The 26,593-nt window shown below is 65.2% G+C and carries 23 protein-coding genes and 1 tRNA gene; 21 read left to right on the top strand and 3 right to left on the bottom strand.

All coding sequences use genetic code 11. The features are described 5' to 3' along the window. Nucleotides 1-42 precede the first annotated feature (42 nt). The 10 genes from L1F31_RS05460 to proC all read left to right on the top strand — a co-directional run bounded on the left by L1F31_RS05460 (nt 43) and on the right by proC (nt 11,856). A complete protein-coding gene (locus L1F31_RS05460; protein ID WP_265419659.1) occupies nt 43-1,539 on the top strand; it encodes an MmgE/PrpD family protein in 1,497 nt (498 codons plus the stop codon). Beyond that, complete coding sequence (prpB, locus tag L1F31_RS05465) at nt 1,539-2,444, top strand: methylisocitrate lyase (protein ID WP_265419660.1); 906 nt, start codon at nt 1,539-1,541, stop codon at nt 2,442-2,444. Before L1F31_RS05460 ends, prpB begins: the two co-directional genes overlap by 1 nt. After that, nucleotides 2,441-3,562, top strand: coding sequence for a bifunctional 2-methylcitrate synthase/citrate synthase (locus L1F31_RS05470; RefSeq protein WP_265419661.1), 1,122 nt, complete (start codon nt 2,441-2,443; stop codon nt 3,560-3,562). The genes prpB and L1F31_RS05470 overlap by 4 nt, the downstream gene beginning before the upstream one ends. A gap of 27 nt (nt 3,563-3,589) precedes the next feature. Then, complete coding sequence (locus L1F31_RS05475; protein WP_265419662.1) at nt 3,590-4,396, top strand: enoyl-CoA hydratase/isomerase family protein; 807 nt, start codon at nt 3,590-3,592, stop codon at nt 4,394-4,396. 17 nt (nt 4,397-4,413) lie between these two features. Next, entirely contained in the window at nt 4,414-5,391 is a 978-nt protein-coding gene (locus L1F31_RS05480; RefSeq protein ID WP_265419663.1) for a Ppx/GppA phosphatase family protein, read from the top strand. 216 nt (nt 5,392-5,607) lie between these two features. Further along, entirely contained in the window at nt 5,608-7,326 is a 1,719-nt protein-coding gene (locus L1F31_RS05485) for a glycerol-3-phosphate dehydrogenase/oxidase (RefSeq protein ID WP_265419664.1), read from the top strand. 171 nt (nt 7,327-7,497) lie between these two features. Then, nucleotides 7,498-8,220 carry an MIP/aquaporin family protein gene (locus L1F31_RS05490; RefSeq protein ID WP_265419665.1) on the top strand — a complete coding sequence of 241 codons (723 nt, stop codon included), beginning with the start codon at nt 7,498-7,500 and terminating at the stop codon, nt 8,218-8,220. Between the two features lie 58 nt (nt 8,221-8,278). After that, a complete protein-coding gene (glpK, locus tag L1F31_RS05495; protein ID WP_265419666.1) occupies nt 8,279-9,811 on the top strand; it encodes a glycerol kinase GlpK in 1,533 nt (510 codons plus the stop codon). 110 nt (nt 9,812-9,921) lie between these two features. Next, the gene (locus L1F31_RS05500) at nt 9,922-10,908 is read left to right on the top strand and encodes a sugar phosphate isomerase/epimerase family protein (protein WP_265419667.1); all 987 of its coding nucleotides are present in this window, start codon (nt 9,922-9,924) and stop codon (nt 10,906-10,908) included. A 111-nt stretch (nt 10,909-11,019) separates the two neighbouring features. Further along, nucleotides 11,020-11,856 (top strand): pyrroline-5-carboxylate reductase, encoded by an 837-nt coding sequence (proC, locus tag L1F31_RS05505; protein WP_265419668.1) that lies wholly within the window; start codon nt 11,020-11,022, stop codon nt 11,854-11,856. Between the two features lie 27 nt (nt 11,857-11,883). Here the strand turns inward: proC and L1F31_RS05510 are convergent, their stop codons facing one another. Continuing rightward, entirely contained in the window at nt 11,884-12,765 is an 882-nt protein-coding gene (locus L1F31_RS05510; RefSeq protein WP_265419669.1) for a helix-turn-helix transcriptional regulator, read from the bottom strand. A gap of 107 nt (nt 12,766-12,872) precedes the next feature. Between L1F31_RS05510 and L1F31_RS05515 the strand changes: the two genes are divergently transcribed. The 5 genes from L1F31_RS05515 to L1F31_RS05535 all read left to right on the top strand — a co-directional run bounded on the left by L1F31_RS05515 (nt 12,873) and on the right by L1F31_RS05535 (nt 17,642). Further along, the gene (locus tag L1F31_RS05515; protein WP_265419670.1) at nt 12,873-13,214 is read left to right on the top strand and encodes a DUF485 domain-containing protein; all 342 of its coding nucleotides are present in this window, start codon (nt 12,873-12,875) and stop codon (nt 13,212-13,214) included. 35 nt (nt 13,215-13,249) lie between these two features. Next, nucleotides 13,250-14,863, top strand: coding sequence for a solute symporter family protein (locus L1F31_RS05520; RefSeq protein WP_265420397.1), 1,614 nt, complete (start codon nt 13,250-13,252; stop codon nt 14,861-14,863). Between the two features lie 390 nt (nt 14,864-15,253). Beyond that, complete coding sequence (locus tag L1F31_RS05525; RefSeq protein ID WP_265419671.1) at nt 15,254-16,333, top strand: PDDEXK family nuclease; 1,080 nt, start codon at nt 15,254-15,256, stop codon at nt 16,331-16,333. A gap of 233 nt (nt 16,334-16,566) precedes the next feature. Further along, nucleotides 16,567-16,637: transfer RNA gene (locus L1F31_RS05530), tRNA-Gly, on the top strand. A 420-nt stretch (nt 16,638-17,057) separates the two neighbouring features. Next, a complete protein-coding gene (locus L1F31_RS05535; RefSeq protein WP_265419672.1) occupies nt 17,058-17,642 on the top strand; it encodes a hypothetical protein in 585 nt (194 codons plus the stop codon). Between the two features lie 153 nt (nt 17,643-17,795). Here the strand turns inward: L1F31_RS05535 and L1F31_RS05540 are convergent, their stop codons facing one another. Together L1F31_RS05540 and L1F31_RS05545 are read right to left on the bottom strand one after the other, a co-directional pair. Beyond that, nucleotides 17,796-18,458: a potassium channel family protein gene (locus tag L1F31_RS05540; RefSeq protein WP_265419673.1), complete on the bottom strand. Its 663-nt coding sequence runs from the start codon at nt 18,456-18,458 to the stop codon at nt 17,796-17,798. After that, entirely contained in the window at nt 18,451-19,869 is a 1,419-nt protein-coding gene (locus L1F31_RS05545; RefSeq protein ID WP_265419674.1) for a TrkH family potassium uptake protein, read from the bottom strand. Before L1F31_RS05545 ends, L1F31_RS05540 begins: the two co-directional genes overlap by 8 nt. 59 nt (nt 19,870-19,928) lie before the next feature. Here L1F31_RS05545 and L1F31_RS05550 point away from each other — a divergent pair, with 59 nt between their 5' ends. The 6 genes from L1F31_RS05550 (at nt 19,929) to L1F31_RS05575 (ending at nt 26,593) form a co-directional block, all read left to right on the top strand. After that, the gene (locus tag L1F31_RS05550) at nt 19,929-21,125 is read left to right on the top strand and encodes an acetoin utilization protein AcuC (RefSeq protein ID WP_265419675.1); all 1,197 of its coding nucleotides are present in this window, start codon (nt 19,929-19,931) and stop codon (nt 21,123-21,125) included. A 253-nt stretch (nt 21,126-21,378) separates the two neighbouring features. Further along, the gene (locus tag L1F31_RS05555) at nt 21,379-21,477 is read left to right on the top strand and encodes a 30S ribosomal protein bS22 (protein WP_009882927.1); all 99 of its coding nucleotides are present in this window, start codon (nt 21,379-21,381) and stop codon (nt 21,475-21,477) included. A 72-nt stretch (nt 21,478-21,549) separates the two neighbouring features. Further along, nucleotides 21,550-21,795 carry a glutaredoxin family protein gene (locus L1F31_RS05560; RefSeq protein WP_265419676.1) on the top strand — a complete coding sequence of 82 codons (246 nt, stop codon included), beginning with the start codon at nt 21,550-21,552 and terminating at the stop codon, nt 21,793-21,795. 27 nt (nt 21,796-21,822) lie between these two features. Continuing rightward, nucleotides 21,823-22,518: a redox-sensing transcriptional repressor Rex gene (locus L1F31_RS05565; protein ID WP_265419677.1), complete on the top strand. Its 696-nt coding sequence runs from the start codon at nt 21,823-21,825 to the stop codon at nt 22,516-22,518. Then, nucleotides 22,515-24,992, top strand: coding sequence for a glutamyl-tRNA reductase (hemA, locus tag L1F31_RS05570; RefSeq protein ID WP_265419678.1), 2,478 nt, complete (start codon nt 22,515-22,517; stop codon nt 24,990-24,992). The genes L1F31_RS05565 and hemA overlap by 4 nt, the downstream gene beginning before the upstream one ends. Next, nucleotides 24,989-26,593, top strand: coding sequence for a bifunctional uroporphyrinogen-III C-methyltransferase/uroporphyrinogen-III synthase (locus L1F31_RS05575; RefSeq protein WP_265419679.1), 1,605 nt, complete (start codon nt 24,989-24,991; stop codon nt 26,591-26,593). Before hemA ends, L1F31_RS05575 begins: the two co-directional genes overlap by 4 nt.

Here is a 26,593-nt window from a genome sequence, read left to right on the forward strand (position 1 = left end):
CACTCGCTGACCGATCCGGTCGAGGACTATGAAGGGGTATCCATGATCAATCATGAAGTCCGCACTCATAAGAGCTCAGAGAACCTGGCTCGCGAAGATCAGCTCGCCTGGAAGATCGCCGAGGTCGCATCCGACCCCACGCCGGTCGACGCAGACGTCACCGAGATGGTCATCAACCGCGTCATCGACAACGCCGCCGTCGCGGCCGCCTCGGTGAGCCGTTCCGCACCGACACACGCCCGCGAACAGGCGCAGACCCACCCATTCAACCCGGGGGCCAACATCTTCGGCCTGCCGGTGACCGACCGCTTCTCCCCGGAATGGGCCGCTTGGGCCAACGGCGTGGCAGTCCGCGAACTCGACTTCCACGACACCTTCCTCGCCGCCGAATACTCACACCCCGGAGACAACATCCCGGCCGTTCTCGCCGTCGCCCAGCACAAGGGCATCGGAGGCAAGGACCTCATCAACGGCATCGCCACCGGCTACGAGATCCAGGTCGACCTCGTCAAGGGAATGTGCCTGCACGAGCACAAGATCGACCACGTCGCCCACCTCGGCCCCTCAGCAGCGGCCGGCATCGGCGCCCTGCTCCACCTGCCCACGGAGATCACCTTCCAAGCGGTCCAGCAGGCCCTGCACGTGACGACCGCGACCCGCCAATCGCGCAAGGGCGAGATCTCGTCCTGGAAGGCGCACGCTCCCGCGTTCGCCGGCAAGATGGCCGTCGAGTCCGTCGACCGCGCCATGCGCGGCGAGGGTGCCCCGAACCCGATCTACGAAGGTGAAGACGGCTTCATCGCCTGGATCCTCTCCGGCCCCGAAGCCCGCTACACCATCCCGCTGCCGGGCAAGGGCGAATCCAAGCGCGCGATCCTCGACACCTACACCAAGGAGCACTCGGCCGAATACCAGGCGCAGGCTCTCATCGACCTCGCCCGCAAGCTCGGCGGACAGATCGAGGACCTGACGAAGATCAAGCGCGTCGTCATCCACACCTCGCACCACACCCACTACGTCATCGGCACCGGTGCCAACGATCCGCAGAAGATGGATCCGAAGGCCAGCCGTGAGACGCTCGACCACTCGATCATGTACATCTTCGCCGTGGCCATGCAGGACCAGGGCTGGCACCACGAGCACTCCTACGCTCCCGAACGTGCCGGTCGACCCGACACCGTCGAGCTGTGGCACAAGATCGAAACCACTGAGGATCCGGAGTGGACCCGTCGCTACCACTCGACCGACCCGAACGAGAAGGCCTTCGGCGGACGCGTGGAGATCGAATTCGAGGACGGATCGACGCTCGTCGACGAAATCGCCGTCGCCGATGCCCACCCGTTCGGTGCACGTCCCTTCGCTCGGGCGAACTACATCGATAAGTTCAAGACCCTGGCCGAGGGCATCCTCTCCGACTCGGAGCAGAGCCGTTTCCTCGACCTCGCCGAGAACCTCGAGAACCTCGACGCCAAGGGCGTGGGCGAGCTCAGCTTCGCCGTGGACGGACTCGAGCACAGCGGATCGAAGGGCATCTTCTGATGCTCGGCGCACAGGCAACTCCCGCCGAGCGCCGCGCGAAGTTCCGTGAGCTGCTGGCCGGCGATGGAATCGTCCAGTTCCCCGGCGCCATCAACCCGATCAACGCTCAGATCATCGAGCAGACCGGATTCGAAGGCGTCTACATCTCCGGCGGCGCGTTCTCCGCGGCCATGGGTCTGCCCGATATCGGGCTGACCACGCTCACCGAGGTGGCCGACCATGGACGCAATATCGCGCGGGTGACGAACCTGCCGACGTTCATCGATGCCGACACCGGATGGGGCGAGGCCATGAACGTGGCCCGCACCGTCCAGGAATTCGAGGACGCAGGGATCTCGGGCATGCACCTGGAGGACCAGGTCAACCCGAAGCGCTGCGGCCACCTCGACGGCAAGGAGGTCGTGACCGCGGTCGAGATGTCCAAGCGCATCAAGGCCGCTGTCAAGGGCCGCCGCGATGAGAACTTCGTCATCTGCGCCCGCACGGACTCCCGCGCCGGTGAGGGCCTCGACGCCGCCATCGACCGGGCCAAGGCCTACGCCGATGCCGGTGCGGACATGATCTTCCCCGAAGCGATGCGAGACTTGGGCGAATTCGAGAAATTCGCCTCGGCCGTCGATGTGCCGATCCTGGCGAACATGACGGAATTCGGAAAGAGCGAGCTGTTCACCACCGAACAGCTGGGCAATGTGGGAGTCAAACTCGTGATCTACCCGGTCACGACTCTGCGCATCGCCATGGGTGCGATCAAATCGGGCCTGCAGACCATTCGGGACAAGGGCACTCAGGTGGACCTGCTCGAGGGCATGCAGACCCGTGCGGACCTGTATGACACGATCGACTACGCGGCGTACAACGAGTTCGACGCGGCAGTCTTCAACTTCTCACAGGAGGGTCACCAGTGACCGAAGAAATCAAGAAGGGCCTCGCCGGTGTCGTGGTCGACACCACCGCAGTGTCCAAAGTGGTCCAGGAGACCAACTCCCTGACCTATCGCGGCTACCCCGTGCAGGAACTCGCCGCCAAGCGCAGCTTCGAAGACGTCGCCTACCTCATCTGGAACGGCGAACTGCCCACCGAGGTGCAGCTGAAGGAATTCCAGGAGCGCGAACGCTCCCAGCGTGCCATCGACGACAAGCTCGTCCAGCTCATCCTCGACCTGCCCACGGACTGCCACCCGATGCACGTCGTGCAGACGGCCGTGGCCTACCTCGGTGCTGTGGATCCCGATGCGGACAAGGAAGGCGAAGCAGAGAACCTGGCCAAGGCCGAGCGTCTCTACGCCCAGCTGCCGACGATCGTGGCCATCGACCACCGCCGCCGCCACGGCCTCGATCCCGTCGCCCCGACGAAGGATCTCGGCTACGCCGCGAACTTCTTCAAGATGGTCTTCGATGAGGTTCCCGCCGAGGAGGTCGTGCGCTGCTTCGATGTGTCGATGATCCTCTACGCCGAGCACTCGTTCAACGCCTCGACCTTCACCGGTCGTGTCATCACCTCGACGACGTCTGATCTGTACTCGGCCGTCGCCGGTGCCGTCGGTGCCCTCAAGGGACCGCTGCACGGCGGTGCGAACGAAGCCGTCATGGCGATGCTCGAAGAGGTCGGCACCGCCGACAAGGCCTCGGCCTGGATCGATGACGCCCTGGCCAAGAAGGCGAAGATCATGGGCTTCGGCCACCGTGTGTACAAGAACGGCGATTCGCGCGTTCCGACCATGCGCAAGGCCTTCGAGGACATGGTGGAGGCCAAGGGCGCGAACGATCTGCTCGACCTGTACAACGCCTTCGAAGAGGACTTCGTCGGGCGCAAGGGCATCTACCCGAACCTCGACTACCCCTCGGGTCCGGCCTACCACCTGATGGGCTTCGACACCGAACAGTTCACCCCGATCTTCGTGATAGCCCGCATCACCGGGTGGACCGCTCACATCTTCGAACAGCAGGCGAACAACGCCCTCATCCGTCCTCTGAGCGCCTACGACGGTGAGGACCAGCGCGAGGTTCCCGACAACCGGGGCTGAAGCGCAGCGAAAGGCAGATTAGGAATCATGGGACCTGACGGTACGTACCGTCCGGTCGATCTCGAGGGTTTCGACTTCACCGTCACCGGTGGGGTCGGAACCCTCGTCATTGATCGGACCGACAAACGCAATGCGATCTCCCGTGCGATGTGGCGGTCGCTGCCGGAGATCATCGCGAACGTCGACGCCGACGATACGATCGGAGCGCTCATCATCACCGGTGCCGGCGGGCATTTCTCCGCCGGTTCGGACATCGCCGACCTCAACGTTCCACTGGCCGATTTCTGGGAGCTCAACTCCTCCGCCGAGGCGGCCCTGGCGAATTCGAGGACGCCGACGATCGCTGCCATCGAAGGAAACTGCGTCGGCGGGGGCACCGAGATCGCCGCCGCCTGCGATATCCGCATCGCCGCCGAAGGCTCGATCTTCGGCGTCACCGCAGCGAAGCTCGGGCTCGTCTACCCGGCCGGACCCACCCGGCGTCTGGCGCAGATCCTCGGCGATTCCTGGGCGAGGTACCTGCTCATCACCGCGTCGATCGTGAAATTCGAGAAGATGGCCGAACTCGGCTTCTTCCATGACGTCTCCGACACCCCGCTCGATGCTGCGCAGTCGCTGGGGGAGCGGATTGTCGGTCTCTCACGTCTGAGCCAGGCCGGAGCCAAGGCGATCCTCGACGGGCACCTGCCCGCAGACGGCGCGCCGCCTCGGTGGTTGGATGAAGCGTACCGGGAGGAGATCGCCCGCGGTCAGGAGGCGTTCTTCGCCAAACGGCCACCGGAATTCTCCTTCGCCAAGACGGACTGGCGCTCTGGCGACGTCGAGCCGTCCTGAGGGGATAAACTGAGCGAATGCGTCTAGCAGTCCTCGATATCGGCTCCAACAGCGTCCACCTCCTCGTCGTCGACGCTCATGTCGGAGCACCGCCCCTGCCGGCCACCTCCCACAAGGAGGTGCTGCGCCTCGCGGAGTACCTCGGCGAAGACGGGCGGATCGACGAGGAGGGGCAGGATCGTCTCCACTCCTTCATCACCGACGCCGTCGAGATCGCCGAGGACCAGGGGGCCGAGCAGATTCTGGCCTTCGCGACCTCGGCGGTTCGCGATGCCCCGAACGGTGCCGCACTCATCCAATCGATCAATTCCCAGCTCGGCGTCACGCTCAACGTGATGTCGGGCAGGGACGAAGCCCGGGTGACATTCCTCGCCGCCCGCCGCTGGTTCGGATGGTCGGCCGGAAAGATCCTGCTGCTCGACATCGGCGGCGGCTCCCTGGAGATCGCGGCCGGTCAGGACGAGTACCCGCAGGCGGCAGTGTCGGTTCCGCTCGGTGCCGGCCGCACCTATTCGGAGTTCCTGCCGGACCCGATCCCCTCGGAAGAGGACCTCCACAGACTGCGCAAGCACGCCCGGGCACAGATCGGGCGCATCGCCGGTGACATCAACAGGGTCGGTGTGCCCGATCAGGTGGTCGGCTCCTCGAAGACCTTCCGGTCACTTGCCCGCATCGCCGGGGCGGCTCCGAGCGGAGACGGGATCTACGCTCCCCGGAAACTCTTCCGCCGCGATCTCGCAGGCATCATCGACACCTTGGTCTCACGCACCCCGGAGGAGCGGGCGACGCTGCCCGGCGTCTCCGAAGCCCGCGCCGGTCAGGTGCTCGCCGGTGCGATCGTCGCCGAGGCGGCCTTCACGATCTTCGACATCGGCGTCATGAACATCTCCCCGTGGGCGCTGCGTGAGGGCATCATCATGCGCAAGCTCGATCTGCTGGACTCGGCCGAGCAGTCCTCGACGATGCGCGTCGAACCCGTCGCCGCACTCGACTGAGTCTCCGCTGGTCTCGGTCCGGCACGTTCCGGCCTGTCGTGTCCGGCACGTCCCGGACACGACAGACTGCTTCGCGCGCAGTCCGATTGCTGTCGGAATTCAGGTTCGCCTGCTAGTTTTTGATTAGTCGCCGAGGCGGCACCCACACTGCGTCTCAGCTGGGGTGCCGACATCGGTCGAAAACTGAAACCTCCGACAGAAAGCACGAACCTGCTGATGCGAAATGGTGAGCTGTCCCCGAACTTCCGTGACCAGGCGCTGGAGACGCTGAAGAAGACGAGCGCGGCCGATCCGCTCGATGTCTTCGTCGTCGGCGGGGGAGTGACCGGAGCAGGATCGGCCTTCGACGCGGCCACCCGCGGGCTCAAGGTCGGTGTCGTCGACGCGAAGGACTGGGCTGCAGGAACCTCATCCCGGTCCTCGAAGCTCATGCACGGCGGTCTGCGCTACCTCGAGATGCTCGACTTCAAACTCGTCGCCGAGGCCCTGAAGGAACGCGACCTGCTGCTGCAGCACACCGCGCCCCACCTCGTCGAGCCCGTCGCCTTCGTCTTCCCCTTCGAACACCGGCTCATCGACCGTGCCTTCATCGGCTCCGGTGTCCTCCTCTACGACACGATGGCCACCCGCCCGGGCCGCAAACGCGCCGTGCCGATGCACCGTCACCTGAGCAAGAAGGCGCTGAGCGCCCATTTCCCGGGCCTGGCCGATGAAGCGGCCGTCGGTGCGCTCGAATACTACGATGCGAAGGTCGACGACGCCCGGTTCGTGATGACGCTCGTGCGCTCGGCGGTCAGCTACGGAGCCGCCGCCGCCAACCACGTCTCCGTCATCGGCTACCTCCACGACGGCGACCACGTCACCGGTGTGCACGCCCGAGACGAGATCACCGGCGAGGAATTCGACATCCACGCCCGCCGCACCATCCTCGCCGGAGGCGTGTGGACCGAGGAACAGCAGGATCTGGCGAAGGCCGATGCCGGGCTCAAGGTGCTCGCCTCCAAGGGCGTGCACATCACCGTGGCGCAGGACAAGATCAAGGCCGCACCCAATACCGGAATCATCTCGAAGACGGAGAAGTCCGTCCTCTTCGTCATCCCCTGGGAGGGCTACTGGGTCATCGGCACCACCGACACCCCATGGAACGAAGACGTCGATGCACCGGTGGCGACCTCGCCGGACATCGAGTACCTGCTCGAACACGCCAATGCCATCCTCGCCGACAAACTCACCCGCGAGGACGTCATCGGCGTCTACTCCGGGCTGCGCCCGCTGCTGCAGCCGGTGGCCAAGGAAGGCCAGGCCTCGACGAAGGTCTCCCGCGAACACACCGTGATGGAGGTCGAACCGGCACTGGCCGCGATCGCCGGCGGCAAGTTCACCACCTACCGGGTGATGGCCGAAGACGCCGTCGACTTCGTCCTCGGCGACGATGCGAAGGACCGCCGGTCGCTGACCGAATCCGTGCCGCTGCTCGGCGCACAGGGTGTGGGTGCCCTGCGCCGCGGGCAGGCCGGGATCGCGGAGAAGTACGGATGGGACGAGGACCGCGTCAAACGCCTCATCCGCCGCTACGGAACCCTCATCGAGAACCTGCTCGACCTCGTCGATGAGGATCCGGATCTCGGCCGGCCGTTGGACGGCGCCGACCGCTACCTGCGCGTCGAAGCCCACTACGCGGCCGCCGCCGAGGGGGCCGTCCACCTCGGCGATATCCTCGAACGCCGCATGCGGCTGAACTACGAGAGCCGCGATCGCGGCAAGAGCGCCGCCGAGGCGGTCGCCGCCATCGTCGCCCCCGTCCTCGGATGGGACGCCGATCGTGAGGCGGCCGAAGTCGCGGAATTCCATGCCCACGTCGATGCCCAGGTCGCGGCCGAGGGCACGGAGGACGACGCCTCGGCGGCGGCTCTCGTGGGGCAGACCCTGCGCTGAGTCGGCACGCGGATCGGTTCCACCGCAGAGAGACTGCCCCGGGTCGCGCACAAGGAAGTGCGATCACAACCGAATACCGACAATCGAATAGTCACCGAACCGGAGCACCCTCCGGGTCGACCACGGACCGGGACACCCACCGGGCCGACAAACAATAGGAGTTTGTGAGATATGGGCACTATTTTTCTCTATGAGATCGCGGGTACGGCGATGCTCATGCTGCTCGGCGTCGGCGTCGTCGCCAACGTCGTGCTCGGCAAGACCAAAGGCAACGGAGGCGGCTGGCTGCTGATCTCCTTCGGCTGGGGACTTGCCGTCTTCGCCGGCGTCTACGTCGCCTACAAGACCGGCGCACACCTCAACCCCGCCGTGACCTTCGGCATCCTCTCCAGCGGGGCCGCGGAATACGCGGACGGGATCCCCGTCAACTTCGTCAACACCGTCGCCTACCTCGCCGCCGAACTCATCGGCGCGATGCTCGGCGCATTCCTCGCCTGGGCCGTCTACAAGAAGCACTACGACGAGGAGAAGGATCCCGGCAGCATCCTCGGCACCTTCTCCACCGGGCCGGAGATCCGCTCCTATGGGTGGAACTTCATCACCGAGGTCGTGGCGACCTTCGTGCTCGTCATCGTGATCCTCCTGTTCGGAGGCACCCCGGACAAGCTCGGACCATTGGCCGTGGCGCTCATCGTCGTCGCCATCGGCGCCTCGCTGGGCGGTCCCACCGGCTATGCCATCAACCCGGCCCGTGACCTCGGACCCCGCATCGTCCACGCTCTGCTGCCGATCCCGCACAAGGGCGGCTCGGACTGGGCCTATTCGTGGGTGCCGATCGCCGGGCCTCTGGTCGGCGCCGTGCTCGCCGGCCTGCTCTCCCGGGCACTGATCTGAGCACGATCAAAGACAACTGAGTACGATCACAGACAACCACTTCGACACAGGAGTCAGAATGAGTCAGGAAAAGTACATCCTCGCCATCGACCAGGGAACCACCTCGTCGCGGGCGATCGTCTTCAACCATGACGGCCAGATCGTCTCGTCCGGTCAGCTCGAACACGAGCAGATCTTCCCCCGCGCGGGCTGGGTCGAACACGACCCGGTCGAGATCATCAAGAACACGAACGAAGCCATCGGCCAGGCTCTGACGCGAGCGAACATCAACCGCCACCAGCTCGAGGGCGTGGGCATCACGAATCAGCGTGAGACCACGGTGATCTGGAACAAGAAGACCGGTGAACCCGTCTACAACGCGATCGTGTGGCAGGACACCCGCACCCAGAAGATCTGCGATGAGCTTGCAGGAGACGAGGGCGCTGACAAGTACAAAGACCGGGTGGGCCTGCCGCTGGCAACATACTTCGCCGGGCCGAAGGCGAAATGGGTCTTCGACAATGTCGACGGGGTCAAGGAAGCCGCAGCGGCCGGGGACCTCCTCTTCGGCACCATGGACACGTGGGTGATCTGGAACCTCACCGGCGGGACCAACGGCGGAATCCACGTCACCGATGTCACGAACGCCTCGCGGACGATGCTGATGAACATCGACACCCTCGACTGGAACGCCGAGATCGCTGCGGACATGGGCATCCCCGTCGAGATGCTGCCGGAGATCAAGTCCTGCTCGGAGATCTACGGCTACGGAGCGAAGAACGGGCTGATCATCGACACCCCGATCTGCGGCATCCTCGGCGATCAGCAGGCAGCGACCTTCGGTCAGGCCTGCTTCGAGAAGGGGCAGGCGAAGAACACCTACGGCACCGGCAACTTCATGCTCATCAACACCGGCAACGAGCCGGTGGCCAGCAAGAACGGCCTGCTCACGACCGTGGCGTACAAGATCGGCGACGCGGAGACCGTCTACGCCCTCGAAGGATCGGTGGCGGTGACCGGTTCGCTCGTGCAGTGGATCCGCGACAACCTCGGTCTGATCAAGGACGCCCCGGAGGTCGAGACTCTGGCCAAGCAGGTCGAGGACAACGGCGGCTGCTACATCGTGCCGGCGTTCTCGGGTCTCTTCGCCCCGCATTGGGAGTCCGACGCCCGCGGCACCATCGTGGGACTGACCCGGTACGTGAACAAGAACCACATCGCTCGCGCAACTCTCGAGTCCGTGGCCTTCCAGTCCCGGGAGGTCCTCGACGCAATGGACCTCGACTCCGGTGTCGAACTCACCGAGCTCAAGGTCGATGGCGGCATGGTCGCCAACGAGACGCTCATGCAGTTCCAGGCCGACCTCCTCGGTGTGCCCGTCATCCGTCCCGAGGTCGTCGAGACCACGGCGCTGGGCGCGGCCTACGCGGCCGGCATCGCGGTGAAGTTCTGGAACGGCGAAGAGGACGTGAAGGCCAACTGGCGCGAGGACAAGCGGTGGAACCCGTCGATGGACGAGGAGAAGGTCGAGCGCGTCTACCGTCTGTGGAACAAGGCAGTCGAACGCTCCAAGGGATGGGTGGACGAGGACACCGAAGCCCTCTACTCCTAATATTGCTACCCGACGGGTCCCCAGCACCCTGGCGCCAGGGTGCTGGGGACCCGTCGGGTAGTTCTGGGGGAGGGGGCGTGGCAGCCGAAGTCCGCGCTAAACTGGAAGCGATGAGCAAGAAGTCGAAGTCCCAGCGGAAGGTGTTGACCACCAAGAACTCCGCGCGCTCGAATTCGCGGCGCAACAAGGAGTTCTTCGACAGCCACGAGGTCTACGAACACGACGCCCACCACGTCTCCGACCATCGGATCCGCCTCGGCCTCTCCAGCTCCTCAGTGTCTCCGATGACCGTCGAGGAGACGTTCACCCAGGCCGCCAAACACGGCTACGACGGTGTCGAGATCATGGTCACGCACAACGCTGAGACCCGCGATGTCGATCTCATCAACGGGCTCGCCCGCGACACCGGCCTCGACGTCATCTCCCTCCACGCCCCGACGCTCCTCTTCCTGCCCCGGGTGCTGCACAAGGACCATTGGGAGAAGCTGCGGATCACCGCGAACCTCGCCAAGGCCGTCAACGCCGAGACAGTCGTCCTCCACCCGCCCTTCAGATGGCAGGGGGAGTACGCCCTCGGCTTCGTCGACGGCGTCCGCGAGGTCTCCCGGGAGACCGGAGTGAGACTGGCCGTGGAGAACATGTATCCGTGGCGTGCGGGCCTGCGCGAAGTCCAGGTCTACTATCCCGACTGGAACCCGCTGGACGAAGACTACGACGATCTCACCTTCGACTTCTCCCACGCCTCGACGGCCGGGATGAACGCCCTGGAGACCGTGGGCGAGATCTTCGACAGACTCCGTCACGTCCATCTCACCGACGGGGCGGGCTCACTCAAAGACGAACACCTCGTTCCCGGGGCAGGCACCATGCCGGTGGCAGAGACCCTGCAGTACCTTGCCAAATACAATTGGGCCGGCGACGTCGTCGTCGAGGTCAATACGCGATTCGTCCGGAAGCAGTCCACCCGTGAGAAGATGCTCGCCGACTCCATCGCCTTCGCCCGCGAGCACCTCGGCCTGGCCGAGACCGCCCCACGACGCAACTCCCACAGCCACACCCGCACCTCTGAGCACGGTTCGCCGCCCACCGGCGACTGACCGCCGGAGGACCCACCGGCGACTGACCGCCGACAACCGCGGAGACCGCCTGCCGCCCCGTGCGCAGGAGACCACAGAACACAGACGACAGCATCGAAAGGCTGGCTCGATTTGACCACCATCGCCTCCATCGGAACCGGCAATATGGGCACCGCGCTGATCCAGGGAATCCTCAGCGCCGACGCGGGCATCACCGTTCGTGCGACGACGAACTCGACCGCCTCGGCGCAGCGCCTGAGCAGCGATCTTCCCACAGCCACGGTGACAGCTCTGGAAGACGATCCGGAGGCGAACCGAACGGCCGCGGCCGGAGCCGATTTCGTCTTCCTCGGCGTCAAACCCTGGATGATGACCGACACCCTGGCCGAACTCGCTCCCGCCCTGGAAGCGAACACGGTGCTCGTGTCCATGGCCGCCGGAGTCGCGTCCGCCGACCTCAAGAAACTCGCGCCGAAGCACCCGATCGTGCGGATCATGCCGAACACGCCGAGCTCCATCGGCCACGGCGTCATCGCGCTCGCTCCCGACGCCGAGGTGCCCGCCGACAGCGTCGACACTCTCCGTCAGCTGCTCTCCGGCGCCGGACTCGTCGTCGACCTCGACGAAACCCAGATCCCCGCGATGACCGGGATCTCCGGGTCCGGAGTCGCGTACTTCTTCCTCCTCGCCGAGGCGATGATCGCCGCCGGAGTCAAGCAGGGACTCGACGAGGACACCGCCCGCCGGATGGTCGTCGCCACAGCCGACGGGGCCGGCCGACTCCTGACCGCGAAGCCCGACCCGTCCGCTCAGCGGCAGGCCGTGAGCAGCAAGGGAGGCACGACCCTGGCCGGGCTGCAGCAGTTCATCGACGCCGGGATCTTCGATATCGCCGAGGCGGCCGCGCAGGCAGCTGCGGACCGTTCCCTGGAGATGGAGCGGGAGAATTCCGAGGCCATCAACGGCTGAGTGCCGTCGACGGCGACGGGCCCCTGTTCAGGGGAGGACGTTCGAGGACCTGGCGATGGAGACCGCCTCGTGGCGGGTCCGTGCCGAGAGTTTGACCATTGCGGTGTTGAGGTAGGACTTCACCGTCGACTCACGCAGGCTCAGTTCCTCGGCGATGCGCGCATTCGACCATCCCAGCGCCACATGGGAGAGGATGTCCGTCTCCCGCGGGGACAGACGAACTGCCGGCACCGGTGACGCGTAGTTCTCCGGGTTGTGCCCCGAGAGGATGTCGGCCAGCCGGGCCTCGACACCGCTGAGCCTCTCCCGGGTCTCGTCGTCGACGATGCTCGACCGGATGGCCCGCAGCTCCGCATAGGTATGGCGCAGCGCCTCCCTGCCCGAGGGATCGAGATCGGGATAGAGCTGTTCGGTGCGAGCTGTCGGCTCATGGACGCTGCGGCGGCTGAGCCGGGCGAGGTCGACCGACAGCTGTCGGACCCGTCTGACGAGATCTCCCGTCTGCGGTGCGGCGGCGTCGTAGTCCGAGCGGTGCCCGCAGTAGACCATTCCGGTCACCTCACCTCCGCGCAGGGTCGGGACGGCGACGAGGACGCGGATGCCCTCGCCGAGCACCTCCTCGTCGTAGTGGTGAGTGATATAGGGGTCGATCTCGTAGTCGCGGGTCAGCTGCGGGGTGCCTTCGGTCATGGCCCGGCCTCCGAGCCCCCGTCCGGTCGAGACGATGAGTGAGGAGAGCAGATCCTGGTCAGCACCGGCGACGGCCTCGACGGCGACCGATCCCTCATCGACAGTTCCTCCGAAGACGACGTCGCCCGTGCCGGTTCGATGCAGCGAATCGACGGCTTCGACGAACAGGCGACGGGTCTCGGCCTTGAGAGCTCGCGTTTCCTTCGCGTGGGCATTCATGTGAACAAGCTACCAACTTTCGGTGGTATTCCCTAGCGCATGCTGAACGTTACTTTAGGGTCATGTGATTCAGGACACTGATGTTCTGTCTATTCAAAGGAGAAAGCATGACTGACCCTGTCAGCACCGGTGTCGACTTCCTCGCGGAGGAGGAGAGCACGGAGTTCAAGGCGCTCAAGCGCAAGCGATTCTCAGTGGTGATCCCGCTGTCGATCGCCTTCCTCGTCTGGTACTTCCTCTACGTCATCCTCAGCACGTACGCGCACGACTTCATGTCCACGAAGGTCGTGGGGGAGATCAACATCGGCCTCGTCTTCGGGCTGCTGCAGTTCGTGACGACCTTCGCGATCACGATGTTCTACGTCTCGTTTGCCAACAAGAAGCTCGACCCTCCCGCTCAAGCGATTCGTGAACGACTGCAGGCCGAAACGGAAGGACGCCGCTCATGAGCACTCTGGTAATCGGAGACCTCGTCGCCTCGGGAATGGACCTCCTCAGCGCAGCGACCACCGAAGTCGAAAACAACCCGATCCTCAACATCACGATCTTCGCCGCCTTCGTCGCGGTGACGATGTTCATCGTCCTGCGGGCCAGCCGCAACAACAAGTCAGCCTCCGACTACTACGCCGGCGGGCGGTCATTCACCGGGCCGCAGAACGGGTTCGCGATCTCCGGAGACTACCTCTCGGCAGCATCGTTCCTCGGCATCTGCGGCGCGATCGCCGTCAACGGCTACGACGGGTTCCTCTACTCGATCGGCTTCCTCGTCGCGTGGCTCGTCGCACTGCTCCTCGTCGCCGAACTCATGCGCAACACAGGCAAGTTCACCATGGCCGATGTGCTCTCGTTCCGCCTCAAGCAGCGTCCGGTGCGCATGGCAGCGGCCCTGTCGACCCTGGCCGTGTGCTTCTTCTACCTGCTCGCACAGATGGCCGGAGCCGGCGGACTCGTCTCCCTGCTCATGGGCATCGATGGCAAGGTCGGGCAGTCTCTGGTCATCGCCGTCGTCGGCGCACTGATGATCATCTACGTCCTCGTCGGCGGAATGAAGGGCACCACCTGGGTGCAGATCGTCAAGGCGATCCTGCTCATCGCCGGAGCCTTCGCCATGACCATCTGGGTCCTCGCGCTCAACGGCTTCAACCTTTCGACGCTGCTGGCCTCGGCGGTGGAGAATGCCGGTTCCGGGGTCGGTGAAGCGATCCTGGCGCCCGGTCAGAAGTACGGGGAGAACCCGCTCGACTTCATCTCCCTGGCGCTGGCTCTGGTGCTCGGCACCGCGGGTCTGCCGCACGTGCTGATGCGCTTCTACACGGTGCCCACGGCGAAGGAGGCGCGCCGGTCGGTCGTCTGGGCGATCTGGCTCATCGGCGCCTTCTACCTCTTCACCCTGGTCCTCGGCTACGGTGCCGCGGCACTTGTCGGCGCCGACGCGATCGAGAACGCCCCCGGCGGAGTGAATTCTGCGGCACCGCTGCTGGCGCTCCACCTCGGCGGGCCCATCCTCATGGGCTTCATCTCCGCGGTGGCCTTCGCGACGATCCTCGCGGTGGTCGCCGGGCTCGCGATCACCGCAGCCGCGTCCTTCGCCCATGATATCTACGCCAATGTCATCAAGAAGGGCAAGGTCGAAGACTCCGAGGCCGAGGTCAAGATCGCGCGTCGCACGGTCGTCGTCATCGGCATCGTGGCCATCATCGGCGGAATCGGTGTGCAGGGTCAGAACATTGCCTTCCTCGTCGCACTCGCCTTCGCCGTTGCGGCGAGTGCGAACCTGCCGACGATCATCTACTCGCTGTTCTGGAAGCGCTTCACCACTCGCGGTGCGGTGTGGTCGATCTACGGCGGGCTGATCTCGGCGATGGTGCTCATCGCGTTCTCGCCGGTCGTCTCCGGTTCCGAGACCGCGATGATCCCCGGAGCCGACTTCGCGATCTTCCCGCTGTCGAACCCGGGAATCATCTCGATTCCGCTCGGGTTCCTCCTCGGGTGGATCGCCTCGGTCACCGACAAGACGGTGGAGAGCCCGGAACTCGCCGCCGAGATGGCTGTCCGCGCCCATACCGGGTTCGGCGCCGAGGAGGCTGTCGAGCACTGATCCACCACCCAACCGCGTGTTCAAAGTGTGAACGTCCTGATCCTGATCGGCGCAATTCCACTTTGGACACGCGGTTGTGGATGACACTGTGTTGTGGCCGCGTCGACGTCCGTGCAGACTCTGCCGTTCGGGCGCCGCGGCGGCCCTTGCGCTGGTGTCATCGCGCCCGTTCTTCCAGCGCGACGCGGCCGCCGCGGTGCACGTGCCATTGCGCTAAGACTCGGCTTCATTCGAGCACCAGGCAGGTGGGGAAGCGTCGACGACTCGAACGTCGTGCAATGTTGACAGTCCGCGGACTCGAACACCGCATGGGTGTGGACGCCGAGAGCGAGTCCACAGGCCGGTGAGGAGCCCTTGCCAGAGTCCCATGCACATCGACAGTGTTGCCGCATGTACAACGTGGTCCGGACCAGTGAACTCAGAGCGTGCGGTGTGCAGAGTAGGTGCATCCGCGACGCCATCGGCTGCTGCCTGCTGGCGCTCACGCAAGGAATGTATTCGATCGTCGCCCGCTGCTCGAACCCCCGACATTCGGCGATAGCGGAGTTCGTCACGGACGAAGCGTGGATCACGCGAGTCATCGAGCAGACAGATCAGAAGACAGGGAAACCTCGCTTCGAACTCCTCGACATGTTCGAAACGCTGCGGGTGGCTTCGTATCCGCATTATGGGGTCGACGACGTGATCTGGGGAGTCTCCGCCGGGTTCGTTCACGACTTTCCGCTGTATCGTCCGCCTCGGGGGACGGTCTTCATCGCTCATCCGACGAGGCGGCACTGCAGTTCCGATGTGGTCAGGACTACGAGGTCCGTCCCTGAAGAGGATGTCGTTCAGATCGGCAAGATGTCGCTGACGTCGCCTGTTCGCACCGCATTCGATCTCATCGGCCAACTGGGTGAACCGGAAGGTTTCGCCGCGCTCGAAAGGTGTCTGCGCAGATCAACTTTCGGCTCCGACGCCGGGGCAGCAGAAGCAGCTAGATTCGGTTACCCGCCGGACACTCTCGCACTGGGTGAGCGCCGAATCGCAGAGGACTTCATGCCCGTGCTCAGGCGGCTGTCCAAAGGTCAATCGAGAGCGCAGTGTCTCCTGTCAGCGATCGGCCCGCTGTCCGAGAGCTATGCTGAGAGTCGCTTCGTGTACAACCTCATGCAACTGAGACTGACCGGGTTCAGTCAGCAGGCCAGGATCCGGGATGGCCGCGAGGTGGTTGCTCGTGTGGACTTTCTGCACAGGGAGTCAAGGACGATCGTCCTCGTCGACGGCTTCTCCAAATATGCCGACAACGGAGTTGGGCTGATGCGGAAGGAGGTTCGTCAATACAACCGGCTGTTGGAAATGGGGTACCGTATCATCCGTCTGAACTTCACCGAGGTCGCCAACCTTGAAGAGTGCGCCACCAAACTCTTCGCGCAGGCCCCACACCTGAGGGCATTCATCGCCCCACGAAAGCGGTCCGGTGTCCGGTAGTGCCGGACTTGACGCGGTGCCGAGAGGATACTGTTCGACGTGCCCGGTGCTCCAACGGCTTCAAAGTGTGTTTGCCCCGATCGAAGTCACTGCATGCACATTTTGAACCCGCGGTTGTCGTTGGCTGCGAGATGCACGAAAGTCACAAGGCTGTAGACTGGGACGAGTCACCGATCACGACGTGCCTGCACCAGGCTTCACCTGGGCGGACACCTGCTGATCCGCGGTGACATGCGGGCGTAGCTTAATGGTAAAGCTTCGGCTTCCCAAGCCGATGACGCGGGTTCGATTCCCGTCGCCCGCTCTCTTTGCATCGTGATGAGGTCACAGCCCTCACACACCGAGACGATGACTTCGACACCGCTTCCTGACCATAGAGTCCCAATCTTCTTCGGCTCCCTGTGCAGGTACTGGTCTGCCGACTTCCGTTCACACTGCTGGTCTGCAGGCTCCCTTCCCAGCCGTGTCAGGGCCTCATCGTATTCTCCGATCGACAGGGGCTGCCACAGTGGTATCCGGTCGAGCGAGGGGAGTGGTGAAAGTGGACAACGATGACGAATTCTTCCGTGTGGCGAGGCTGAGCACGGAGCTCAGGGGGATCGACTCCCAACTGACAGAGTTATCACGACGTCGTGCGGAGCGTGAGGCGATCGCGAATCTCGATCCACATCTTCACCTCCGGCAGGATGATGTAGCGTCCGTGGTCGGTCAGTGGGAAATCCATGTGGAACGGGAGGCCGAACTCCTCGAGTCCAGGGAAGACGCCGTGCGGCGACTCCTCCCGGCCTTCCTCAATCTCGCCGCACTCGAATTCGGCCGCTTGGATGAGGAGTTCGACACGAAGGAGTGGGGCGACACCGCAGAGAAATGCCTGGATGCCATGGAAACGGTGGCTCAGGCCTACGCACACCGACTCCAGCGGGCGATCGATCAATGGAACCACGTCGCGGAGGCGCTGCTCGACATGTCGCATGGGCTGCCGGGACATGACACGGAAATACATGATGCGGCACAAGATATGGAACCGAACTCGACCGACTCGTCCGGCCCACCCGCCGAGTCAGCTGGTCCGGTGATCAAGCGGCTCGGACCGACCGCCTCGGGCGGATATACGGGGATCGAGGTGAACGGACGGGAGATCGAGATGGTCAGTCGCCACGAGACCATCGACGAATTCCTCACTGCGCTCGAGTCAGGGATGCGGGAGATTCTGGCCGAAGCCAGAAAAGGCCTGCTCTCAGGCTCCGACTGCTCCACCGAGGTAGTTCTCGATCCCTCCCCGTCGCATCGCATCTGGCGAGAGTCGTGACGCGAATGCGGTGCGCCGGCTGCTTCGAAGTGCAGATGCGCTGATGAAGATCCCTGCGTACACACTTTGAACCCGCGATTGCCGCGATTGCCGCGAGTGGCGCGAGCGGCGCGGGTGTCCGGCGGCGGCCGCCGGCGAAGCGCCGCCCCGCTCCTACGGGCGTCCGGCGAATCGTCCCAGCAGCTCCACGTGCCCAGCGACGATGAGCAGATCCTGTTTGCCGACGCGGGTCGTCGGGTCGGCGTAGGTGAAGTCGCGGCCCGGGCTCTTGATGCCGACGATCGTGACGCCGTATTTGTCGCGGACGCCGGATTCGCTGAGCGTGAAGCCCTGGATCTCACGCGGCGGCCGCATCTTGACCACAGCGAAGTGGCCTTCGTCGAACTCGATGTACTCCATCATCCGGGAGCTGACGAGGTGGGCGACTCGGCGTCCTGCGTCCGATTCGGGGTAGAGCACGTGGTGGGCGCCGATGCGGTGGAGGATCTTGCCGTGGGACGGGGAGATCGCCTTCGCCCACACCTGCCCGACGCCGAGGTCGACGAGGTTCGCGGTGGTGAGCACGCTGTCTTCGATCGAGGTGCCGATGCCGACGACCGCTGTCGAGAAGTCCCCGGCCCCGACCTGCCGCAGCGCATCGATGTTCGTCGAATCGGCCTCGACGACGTGGGTGAGCTTGCCGCTCCAGTCCTTGACCAGTTCTGGGTTGTGCTCGATGGCCATGACCTCACGGCCCAGTTTGGCCAGCGTGGCCGCCGTCGAGGACCCGAAGCGTCCCAGTCCGATGACCAGGATGGAGGTGTGTTCGTTAGCCAACGACGGGCCTTTCTTCGGGATAGCGGTACAGGCGGGCGGAGTCCTGCATGGACAGCGCCGCCGCAAGTGTAATCGTACCGAGTCGGCCGATGAGCATGATCACCGACAGAACATAGAGGCCTGAGTTCGGCGACGATGCAGAGACCCCGGAGCTCAATCCGACGGTGCCGAAGGCGGAGATCACCTCGAACAGCACGCGGTCGAGCGGCTCTGCGCTGATCTGGAGCATCGTCAGGGTGCCGATGAAGACGATCGTCGCACCGGTGAGCAGGATCGAGATCGAGAGTTTGATCGTCGAGGAGGTCAGCCTGCGACCGAACACGTGCACATCCTGTAAGCCCCTGGCCTCTGCGTATGCGGCGAGGATGAGCACAGCGACGGTCGTGACCTTGATGCCGCCTGCCGTCGAGGACGAGCCGCCGCCGATGAACATCATGAGGTCCATGAGCAGATGTGAGGCCTGGCTCATGTCCGCGACCTCCATCGTCGCGAAGCCGCCCGACCGCGGCATGACGGCCATGAACAGGACCTCGACGAATGTGTGTCCGGCGCTCTTGTCTCCGAGCGTGGCCGGGTTGGCCGACTCGAACAGAGCCAGGAGCAGCAGGCCCACCGCCAGCACTGCCGTCGTGGTCGTCAGCGTCAGCTTCGTGTGCAGGTCCCAGCGGCTGGGCCGGTTCCAGAACATCGCGACCATGAGCACGACGGGAAAGCCCAAGGATCCGACGAAGACACCGGCCATGAGCAGAGACAGGATCCACGGATCGGAGGCGAAGTAGGCCGCCCCGCCCTCGTGGATGGTGAATCCCGCGTTGTTGAACGCAGAGATCGAATAGAACACCGAATACCAGATCGAGTCGCCCAGAGAATCCCCGCGCATGAGGAACCGCGGGAACAGCAGCACCGCAAGAATCGATTCGGCAGTGAAGATCGTGATGACCACGGTCTTGAGCAGGGTGCCGACCTGACCCAGATTGAGCGCCGAGGTGGCCTGCTGGGCGATGAGACGCTGCCGGACTCCCAGCCGGCGTGAGACGGCCATGCCCAGCACCGAGGCGAGGGTGAGGATTCCGAGACCGCCGACCTGGATGCCGGCGGTGATCACCGAGATCCCGAAGTCCGACCAGTAGTCCTCCGTGACGACGGGGGTCAGCCCCGTCACGCAGACGGCTGAGACCGCCACGAACACGGAGTTCGCGATGTGCGTGGCCTGATCCACCGCACCCGGATGGCGCACGCTCGCCGGCAGCATGAGCAGGATCGCGAACAGCGCGACGACGGCGACGAACGACCCGATCGCCAGTCGGGCGGGCGAGGCGACGGCGAGGTCGTCGACGAAGTCGCGGACCCACCGTCCTGGCCGCAGCAGCCGGTCGAAGCGCGGCGCGGAATTCTTGGACACAAGCACCATGGTAGATCCGTGAGCCTCCGAATCGGCGCAAGTGACCCGTGCCATATAGCATGGTGAGCATGGCCGAAAATGATGTGTATGTCGTCTGGGACGACGCGGTGACCGGTTATAACTTCGGTCCCAGCCATCCCATGCACCCCCTCAGACTCGACCTGACGGCGAAGCTTGCGCTCGAATTCGGACTCTTCGACGCCGAGAACGTCCACGTGCACCCGATCAACGACATCGACGAGGCCAAACTCGCCCGCCTCCACGACGCCGATTTCATCGCCGCAGTGAAACAGGCCGGAACCGAAGAGGGCCTCGCCGAGGCGGATGCACAGAAGTACGGAATCGGCACCGAGGATGTGCCCGGCTTCGAGAACATGCACACCGCCTCGGCGCTGCTGTTCCAAGGCAGCATCGATGCCGCGGACGCCATCATCTCCGGCGGCTACCGCCGTGCCGTGAACTTCTGCGGCGGGATGCACCACGCGATGCCCGGCAAGGCCAGCGGATTCTGCGTGTACAACGATGCCGCCGCCGGAATCACCGAATTCCTCGACGCCGGCTTTGAGCGCATCGTCTATCTCGACCTCGACGCCCACCACGGCGACGGTGTCGAGACGTTCTTCTGGGACGATCCGCGGGTGCTGACGATCTCGATCCACGAATCCGGGAAGTACCTCTTCCCGGGCACAGGATTCCCTGCGGATATCGGGGGACTCAAGGCGGCCGCCTCGGCGATGAATATCGCTCTGCCTCCACGCGCCGGCGACGCGGACTGGCTGCGAGCCTTCGACGCCACGGTCCCACAGGTCGTCGCCGCCTTCGAACCTCAGGTCATCGTCTCCCAGCACGGGTGCGACGGTCATCGCGCCGATCCGCTGACGCATATGCGGCTGAGCGTGGATGCGATGCGCATCGCCGCTGAACGGGTGCGGGACCTCGCGGTCGACCATGCGGACGGCAGGTGGCTGTCCGTGGGCGGCGGCGGCTACGCGATCATCGACGTCGTGCCCCGGGCATGGACGAACCTCGTCGCCATCGCCGCCGATCGAGGCATCGACCCCGGCGCGCGCATCCCGGGACGGTGGGCGGACTACGCGCAGACGAAGACCGGTCGTGAGGCACCGCTGTCGATGACCGACGGATTCGACGGGACCTTCGAACCGTGGTCGAAGGGATTCGACCCCGAAGCCGAACTCGACCGGGCGGTGATGGGCACGCGCAAGAACATCTTCCCCTTCTTCGGCCTCGACCCGTACTTCGACTGACCCTCACCGGTCCGAGGGTGACCCGCACCGGTCCGAGCCGGACCCGCGCCGGTCCGAGGGTGACCCACACCGGTCCGAGACAGTTAGCCCGCAGACGTTCGTGCCCCGCCGTGACGCGGTCGAGTCCGCCGGTCGCTGTGGAACTCACCACAGTTTTGGGAAAGCAGGCTGCCAAGCGATAGAATTGCACGGTTAGTTCAATGGGTGGGCACCTGATGTTCACCCTCCGCCGACAAGCACAAGGGGTACCCGCGTGGGCTCAGTCATCAAGAAGCGCCGCAAGCGTATGTCGAAGAAGAAGCACCGCAAGCAGCTTCGCAAGACACGTCACCAGCGTCGCAACAAGAAGTAAGACCCGACGGTCCTACGCCCCCGCTCGAGTGATTGCTCGGCGGGGTTTGTTGCACCCGATGAGGAGTGGGCCATGGTCGAGCTGACCTTCCTCACGCGCGTCGACTGCCATCTGTGCGCGCAAGCGCTGCAGACCGTCACCGAGGTGGCCGCGGGCAGAGATGTGAACGTGACCGAGATCGATATCGACACCGATGACGACCTGGCCGCGCAGTACGGCTGGGATGTCCCGGTCGTGCTCCTCAACGGGCGACAACACAGTTTCCATCGAGTCGAGAAGGATCGGCTGTCCAAGGCCATTGCGGCCTTGGGCGCATGAGATCGATTGAAGGAGTGAGACGGATTCGTGGGCGAGATTCTGTCCGCCAACAGGATTGAAGGTGCGGTTCGCAAGGACGTACCCGAACGCGTGATCTCCCGACTCCCGATCTACCTGCAGACCGTCGAGACCATCGCCGCAACAGGCCAGGAGACAGTGTCTTCGGAGGACCTTGCCGCTCGCAGCGGCGTATCCCCGTCGATTCTGCGCAAGGACCTGTCCCAGCTGGGACGCTCCGGAACCCGCGGTGTCGGCTACTCCTGCCCGGAGCTGGCCTCGACCCTGCGAACCTTCCTCGGACTCGACCGGGACCGCAGCGTCGCCATCATCGGCGCCGGTCGCCTCGGCTCCGCCCTGGCCGACTACGCCGGATTCCGCCGTCGGGGCCTGCGCCTGACCGCGATCTTCGACATCGATGAGGAGAAGATCGGCACCACCATCGGCACGTTGACCGTCTCCTCCCTGGACGACCTTCCCACTTGGTCCGAGCACATCGACCTGGTGGTCATGGCCGTCCCCGCAGCCGCGGCACCCGCGGCGGCCCGTGCGGCCGTCGACGCGGGTGTGCGCGGCATTCTCAATTTCTCACCCACCGTGCTCGACGCCCCGGACACCGTTCGTGTCCACCAAGTCGATCTGGCCAGTGAGCTGCAAGTACTCGCATACTATTCGGCGCTGGATACGGCACCGCTCAACCCTGGTTTTGAGGAGCACAGGAATTGACTCTCTTGGTTCTCGGCATTTCCCATCAGTCGGCACCGATCGACATGCTCGACAAGCTGGCCTTCAGCGCCGGCGAGGTCGGCACCCTGCGCAGGGACGCCCTGGCCGGTGAGAACATCGAAGGCCTCGCTGTGCTCTCGACGTGCAATCGACTCGAACTCATCGCCGACGTCACCGCCTTCCACGGGGGACTGGCCGATCTCGGCAATGCGCTCGTGTCCTCGATCGACAAGGAGTGGTCGGACATCGCCGGGCACTTCTACGCCCACTACGACCACCAGGCCATGGAACATCTGCTCAAGGTCGCCTGCGGACTCGACTCGATGGCCATCGGCGAGGCGCAGATCCTCGGCCAGCTGCGCTCATCGTTCACCGACTCGCAGTCCGATGCGGCACTGACCTCAGAACTCTCCCAGGCCCTCCAGCAGGCGCTGCGTGTGGGCAAGCGCGCACACTCGGAGACCGCCCTCGGTGAGGTCGCCAGGTCGCTCTTCGGTGCGGCGCTCGAAGCTTCGGCCGGACACATCGGTTCGCTGCGCGCCGCCAACGCCCTGGTCATCGGCGCCGGTGCGATGTCCGGTCTCGTCGTGTCCGGGCTGCATCGGGAGGGCGTCGGACGCATCACCGTGCTCAACCGCACCATGGAGAAGGCCGAACGCCTCGTCGCCGAGGTGGGCGGACGCGCTCGCGAACTCACCCCGCGGGTGATGGCCGAGGAGATCGCCGATGCCGACCTCATCGTCTCCTGCACCGGTGCCCGCGGCGTCGTCGTCACCCGTGACGATATCGTCGCAGGCCTGTCCCAGAACCCCAAAGGCGCGGCGAACAAGGCGTTCATCGACCTCGCCCTGCCGCATGACATCGACCCCAGCGTCCGCGAATTCGAGCACGTCGCCCTGTTCGGGCTCGGTGAGATCCGGGACCTGCTGAAGAGCTCCGACAAGGAACGCGATGCGTCCGTGGCCGGCACCGTCGAAGAGGTCCGAGCCATCATCGCCTCGGAGCTGGAGAACATCGCCACCGGCAACAAGGAACGCTCCGTGGCCCCGACGGTCACCGCTCTGCGCAGCCACGCCAAGGACGTGCTCGCCGCCGAGACCAAGCGACTGGAGAAGAAGCTCGGCGAGGCCGTGGATGCGAAGGCCTTCGCAGAGATCCGGAAGTCCCTGCACCGGGTGGCCGAGAAGCTCATCCACACCCCGACGGTGAAGGTCAAGGAACTGGCTGTCACTGAATCCGAGGTCGACTATGCCCAGGCGCTCATGCAGCTGTTCGACCTGCCCGTGAACAAGGTCGCCCACGCCAAGACCCCGCCGGAGACGAAGGTCGCGAAGGCCGCCAGCGTCCACCATGTCGAGGCCGACGGCATCCGCCCGGTCGCCGACCACACCCTCGACATCGTCGAACCCGAACACTTCAGCGGCCGCACCGTGCGACTGGGCACCCGCCGGTCCCAGCTCGCCCGTTCCCAGTCCACCGCGATCGCCCACCAGATCGCCGCCCTGACCGGCTGGCGCGTCGAGATCGTCGAGGTCGTCACCGAAGGCGATGTCAACATGTCGCCCCTGGCCGGCTTCGGCGGCACCGGAGTCTTCGTCTCCGCCGTCCGGCAGGCCCTGCACCAGGGCAAGATCGACCTGGCCGTGCACTCGCTCAAGGACCTGCCCACCACCCCCGAGGCGGGCATCCAGATGGCCGCCATCCCACCGCGCGTCGACCCTGCCGACGTGCTCATCGGACGGGACGGACTGAGCCTCGCCGACCTGCCCGCCGGCTCGGTCATCGGCACCGGTTCGCCGCGCCGCGCAGTGCAGCTGCGCGCCGCCCGCCCCGATATCGAGGTCCGCGGAGTCCGCGGCAACGTCGACACCCGTATCGCCCACGTCCGCGACGGACGTCTCGACGCCGTGGTGCTCGCCGCGGCCGGAGTCCGCCGCATCGGCCGACTGGCCGAAGCCACGGACTCCCTGAACTTCGATGTCATGCTCCCCGCACCGGGACAGGGTGCGCTGGCGGTCGAGACCCGCAGCGCCGACAGCGCCTTCGCGACCACCGAGGACATCCTCAAGTCCGATGCCGAAGTGCGTGCAGCGCTGCGCCGCATCCACGACCAGACCACAGACCTGGCCGTGACCTGCGAACGTGCGATCCTCTCCCGCGCCGAGGCCGGATGCTCGGCACCGATCGGTGCGCTCGCGAAGATCGAGGGCACCACCTTCATCGTCGACGCCGTGATGGCCGACGACGACGGGAAGCTCGCCCGCACCCGCCAGAGCGCCGAACTGCCGTCGGTCCCGGACGTCGACTGGTCCAATGAGGCAGAGCAGCAGCTGACCGTGACCGCGAAGGAACTCGCCCGCGTCGCCGATGAACTCGGCACCGCAGCCGCAGAGGACCTGCTCGGACGGCTCGGCATCGACCCGGCGGCAAGCGCCGATCACCTTACCCCCGTCAAGGCACAGGAGCAGGGATGACCAACACACCGACCACGGGCCAGGTGCAGCCGCGCCGACTCCTGCCGGCCGCACCGCGCGTCGTGTTCATCGGCAGCGGTCCCGGCGAATCGGGACTCATGACGATGCGGGGCGCAGACATCCTCGCCACCGCCGAGACCGTCGTCTACGATGCCGGGGTGCACTCGGAGATCGTCACCGCCTACGTGCCGCAGGCGGCGAAGCTCATCGACGCCGCAGACCTCGGTGTGGCCGCATCGACCCGCGGCCGCCGACTGGCCGAGCTCGCCCGGCCCGACAATACAGTTGTGCGGCTGAGCTCCGATGACGGAATCATCTTCACCACCACGACCTCCGAGGCGGCCGTGTGCCGCAAGGAGCAGGTCGAGGTCGAGATCGTGCCCGGAGTCGGACTGTCGGCATCGACGGCGGCCTACACCGGCACAGCCCTGACGACGAACCGAGTGCGTTCGGTGCGCTTCATCGAAGCCGGACCGCAGACCCACGTCGACGTCTCCCGTCACCGCAACACCACCCATGTGCTCACCGGCACCGCCGCCGCTCACGAACAGGCCATCGAAGCGCTGCTGTCCGACGGCTGGGACGAGGACACGAAGGTCCTCCTCGGCTGGGGGATCTCCACCATCGAGCAGACGAGCGTGGAGACCACCCTGAAGCAGGCGCTGTCCATGGCGCAGACAGGTTCGGATCGTATGGTGGTGATCATGGGACAGGGAGTGGAATCCAGAGGAGAACTCAGCTGGTTCGAATCCAAACCCCTCTTCGGCTGGCAGGTGCTCATTCCGCGCACGAAGGAACAGGGAACCTCCACCGCCGAGGCGCTGGCCGAGCTCGGCGCCGTCGGCACCGTCGTACCCACCATCGCCGTTCAGCCCCCGCGCACTCCGACTCAGATGGAGAAGGCGATCCGCGGACTCGTCGACGGATCCTACGAATGGGTCGGCTTCACCTCGGTGAATGCTGTGCGCGCCGTGCGCATGTGGTTCGAGGACTTCGGACTCGACTCCCGATCGATGGCCGGGGTCAAGGTCGCGGCCGTGGGCGGACGCACCGCCGCGGCGCTCATCGACTGGGGAATCACCCCCGACCTCGTGCCCGACGGTGAGCACTCCGCCCGCGGCCTCGCCGCAGCCTGGCCCGACTTCGTCGATGACATCGACCCGATGAACACCGTGCTGCTGCCGCGTGCCGACATCGCCACCGAGGTGCTCGTCGCCGGACTGCTGGAGAAGGGCTGGGACCCTGACGACGTCACCGCCTACCGCACGGTTCGCGCCTCACCGCCGCCGGCGCCGATCCGCGAATCGATCAAGGCCGGCGACTTCGACGCCTTCCTCTTCACCTCGTCCTCAACGGTGCGCAACCTCGTCGGCATCGCCGGCAAACCCGCCCCCACCTCGGTGATCTGCTGCATCGGTCCGGCGACCGCGAACACCGCGGAGGAGCACGGACTGCGTGTGGATGTGCTCGCCGAGGAAGCCAACCTCACTTCGCTCATCGACGGACTCGTCGAATTCGCTCTGAACAAGCGGGCTGAAGACGTGGACGCCGGGATCTCCCCGAAGCGTCCGAGCCAGATGCGCCGCAGAAGGAAGGCCTGA

The organism is Brevibacterium spongiae, from assembly GCF_026168515.1.
Lineage (GTDB): Bacteria > Actinomycetota > Actinomycetes > Actinomycetales > Brevibacteriaceae > Brevibacterium > Brevibacterium spongiae.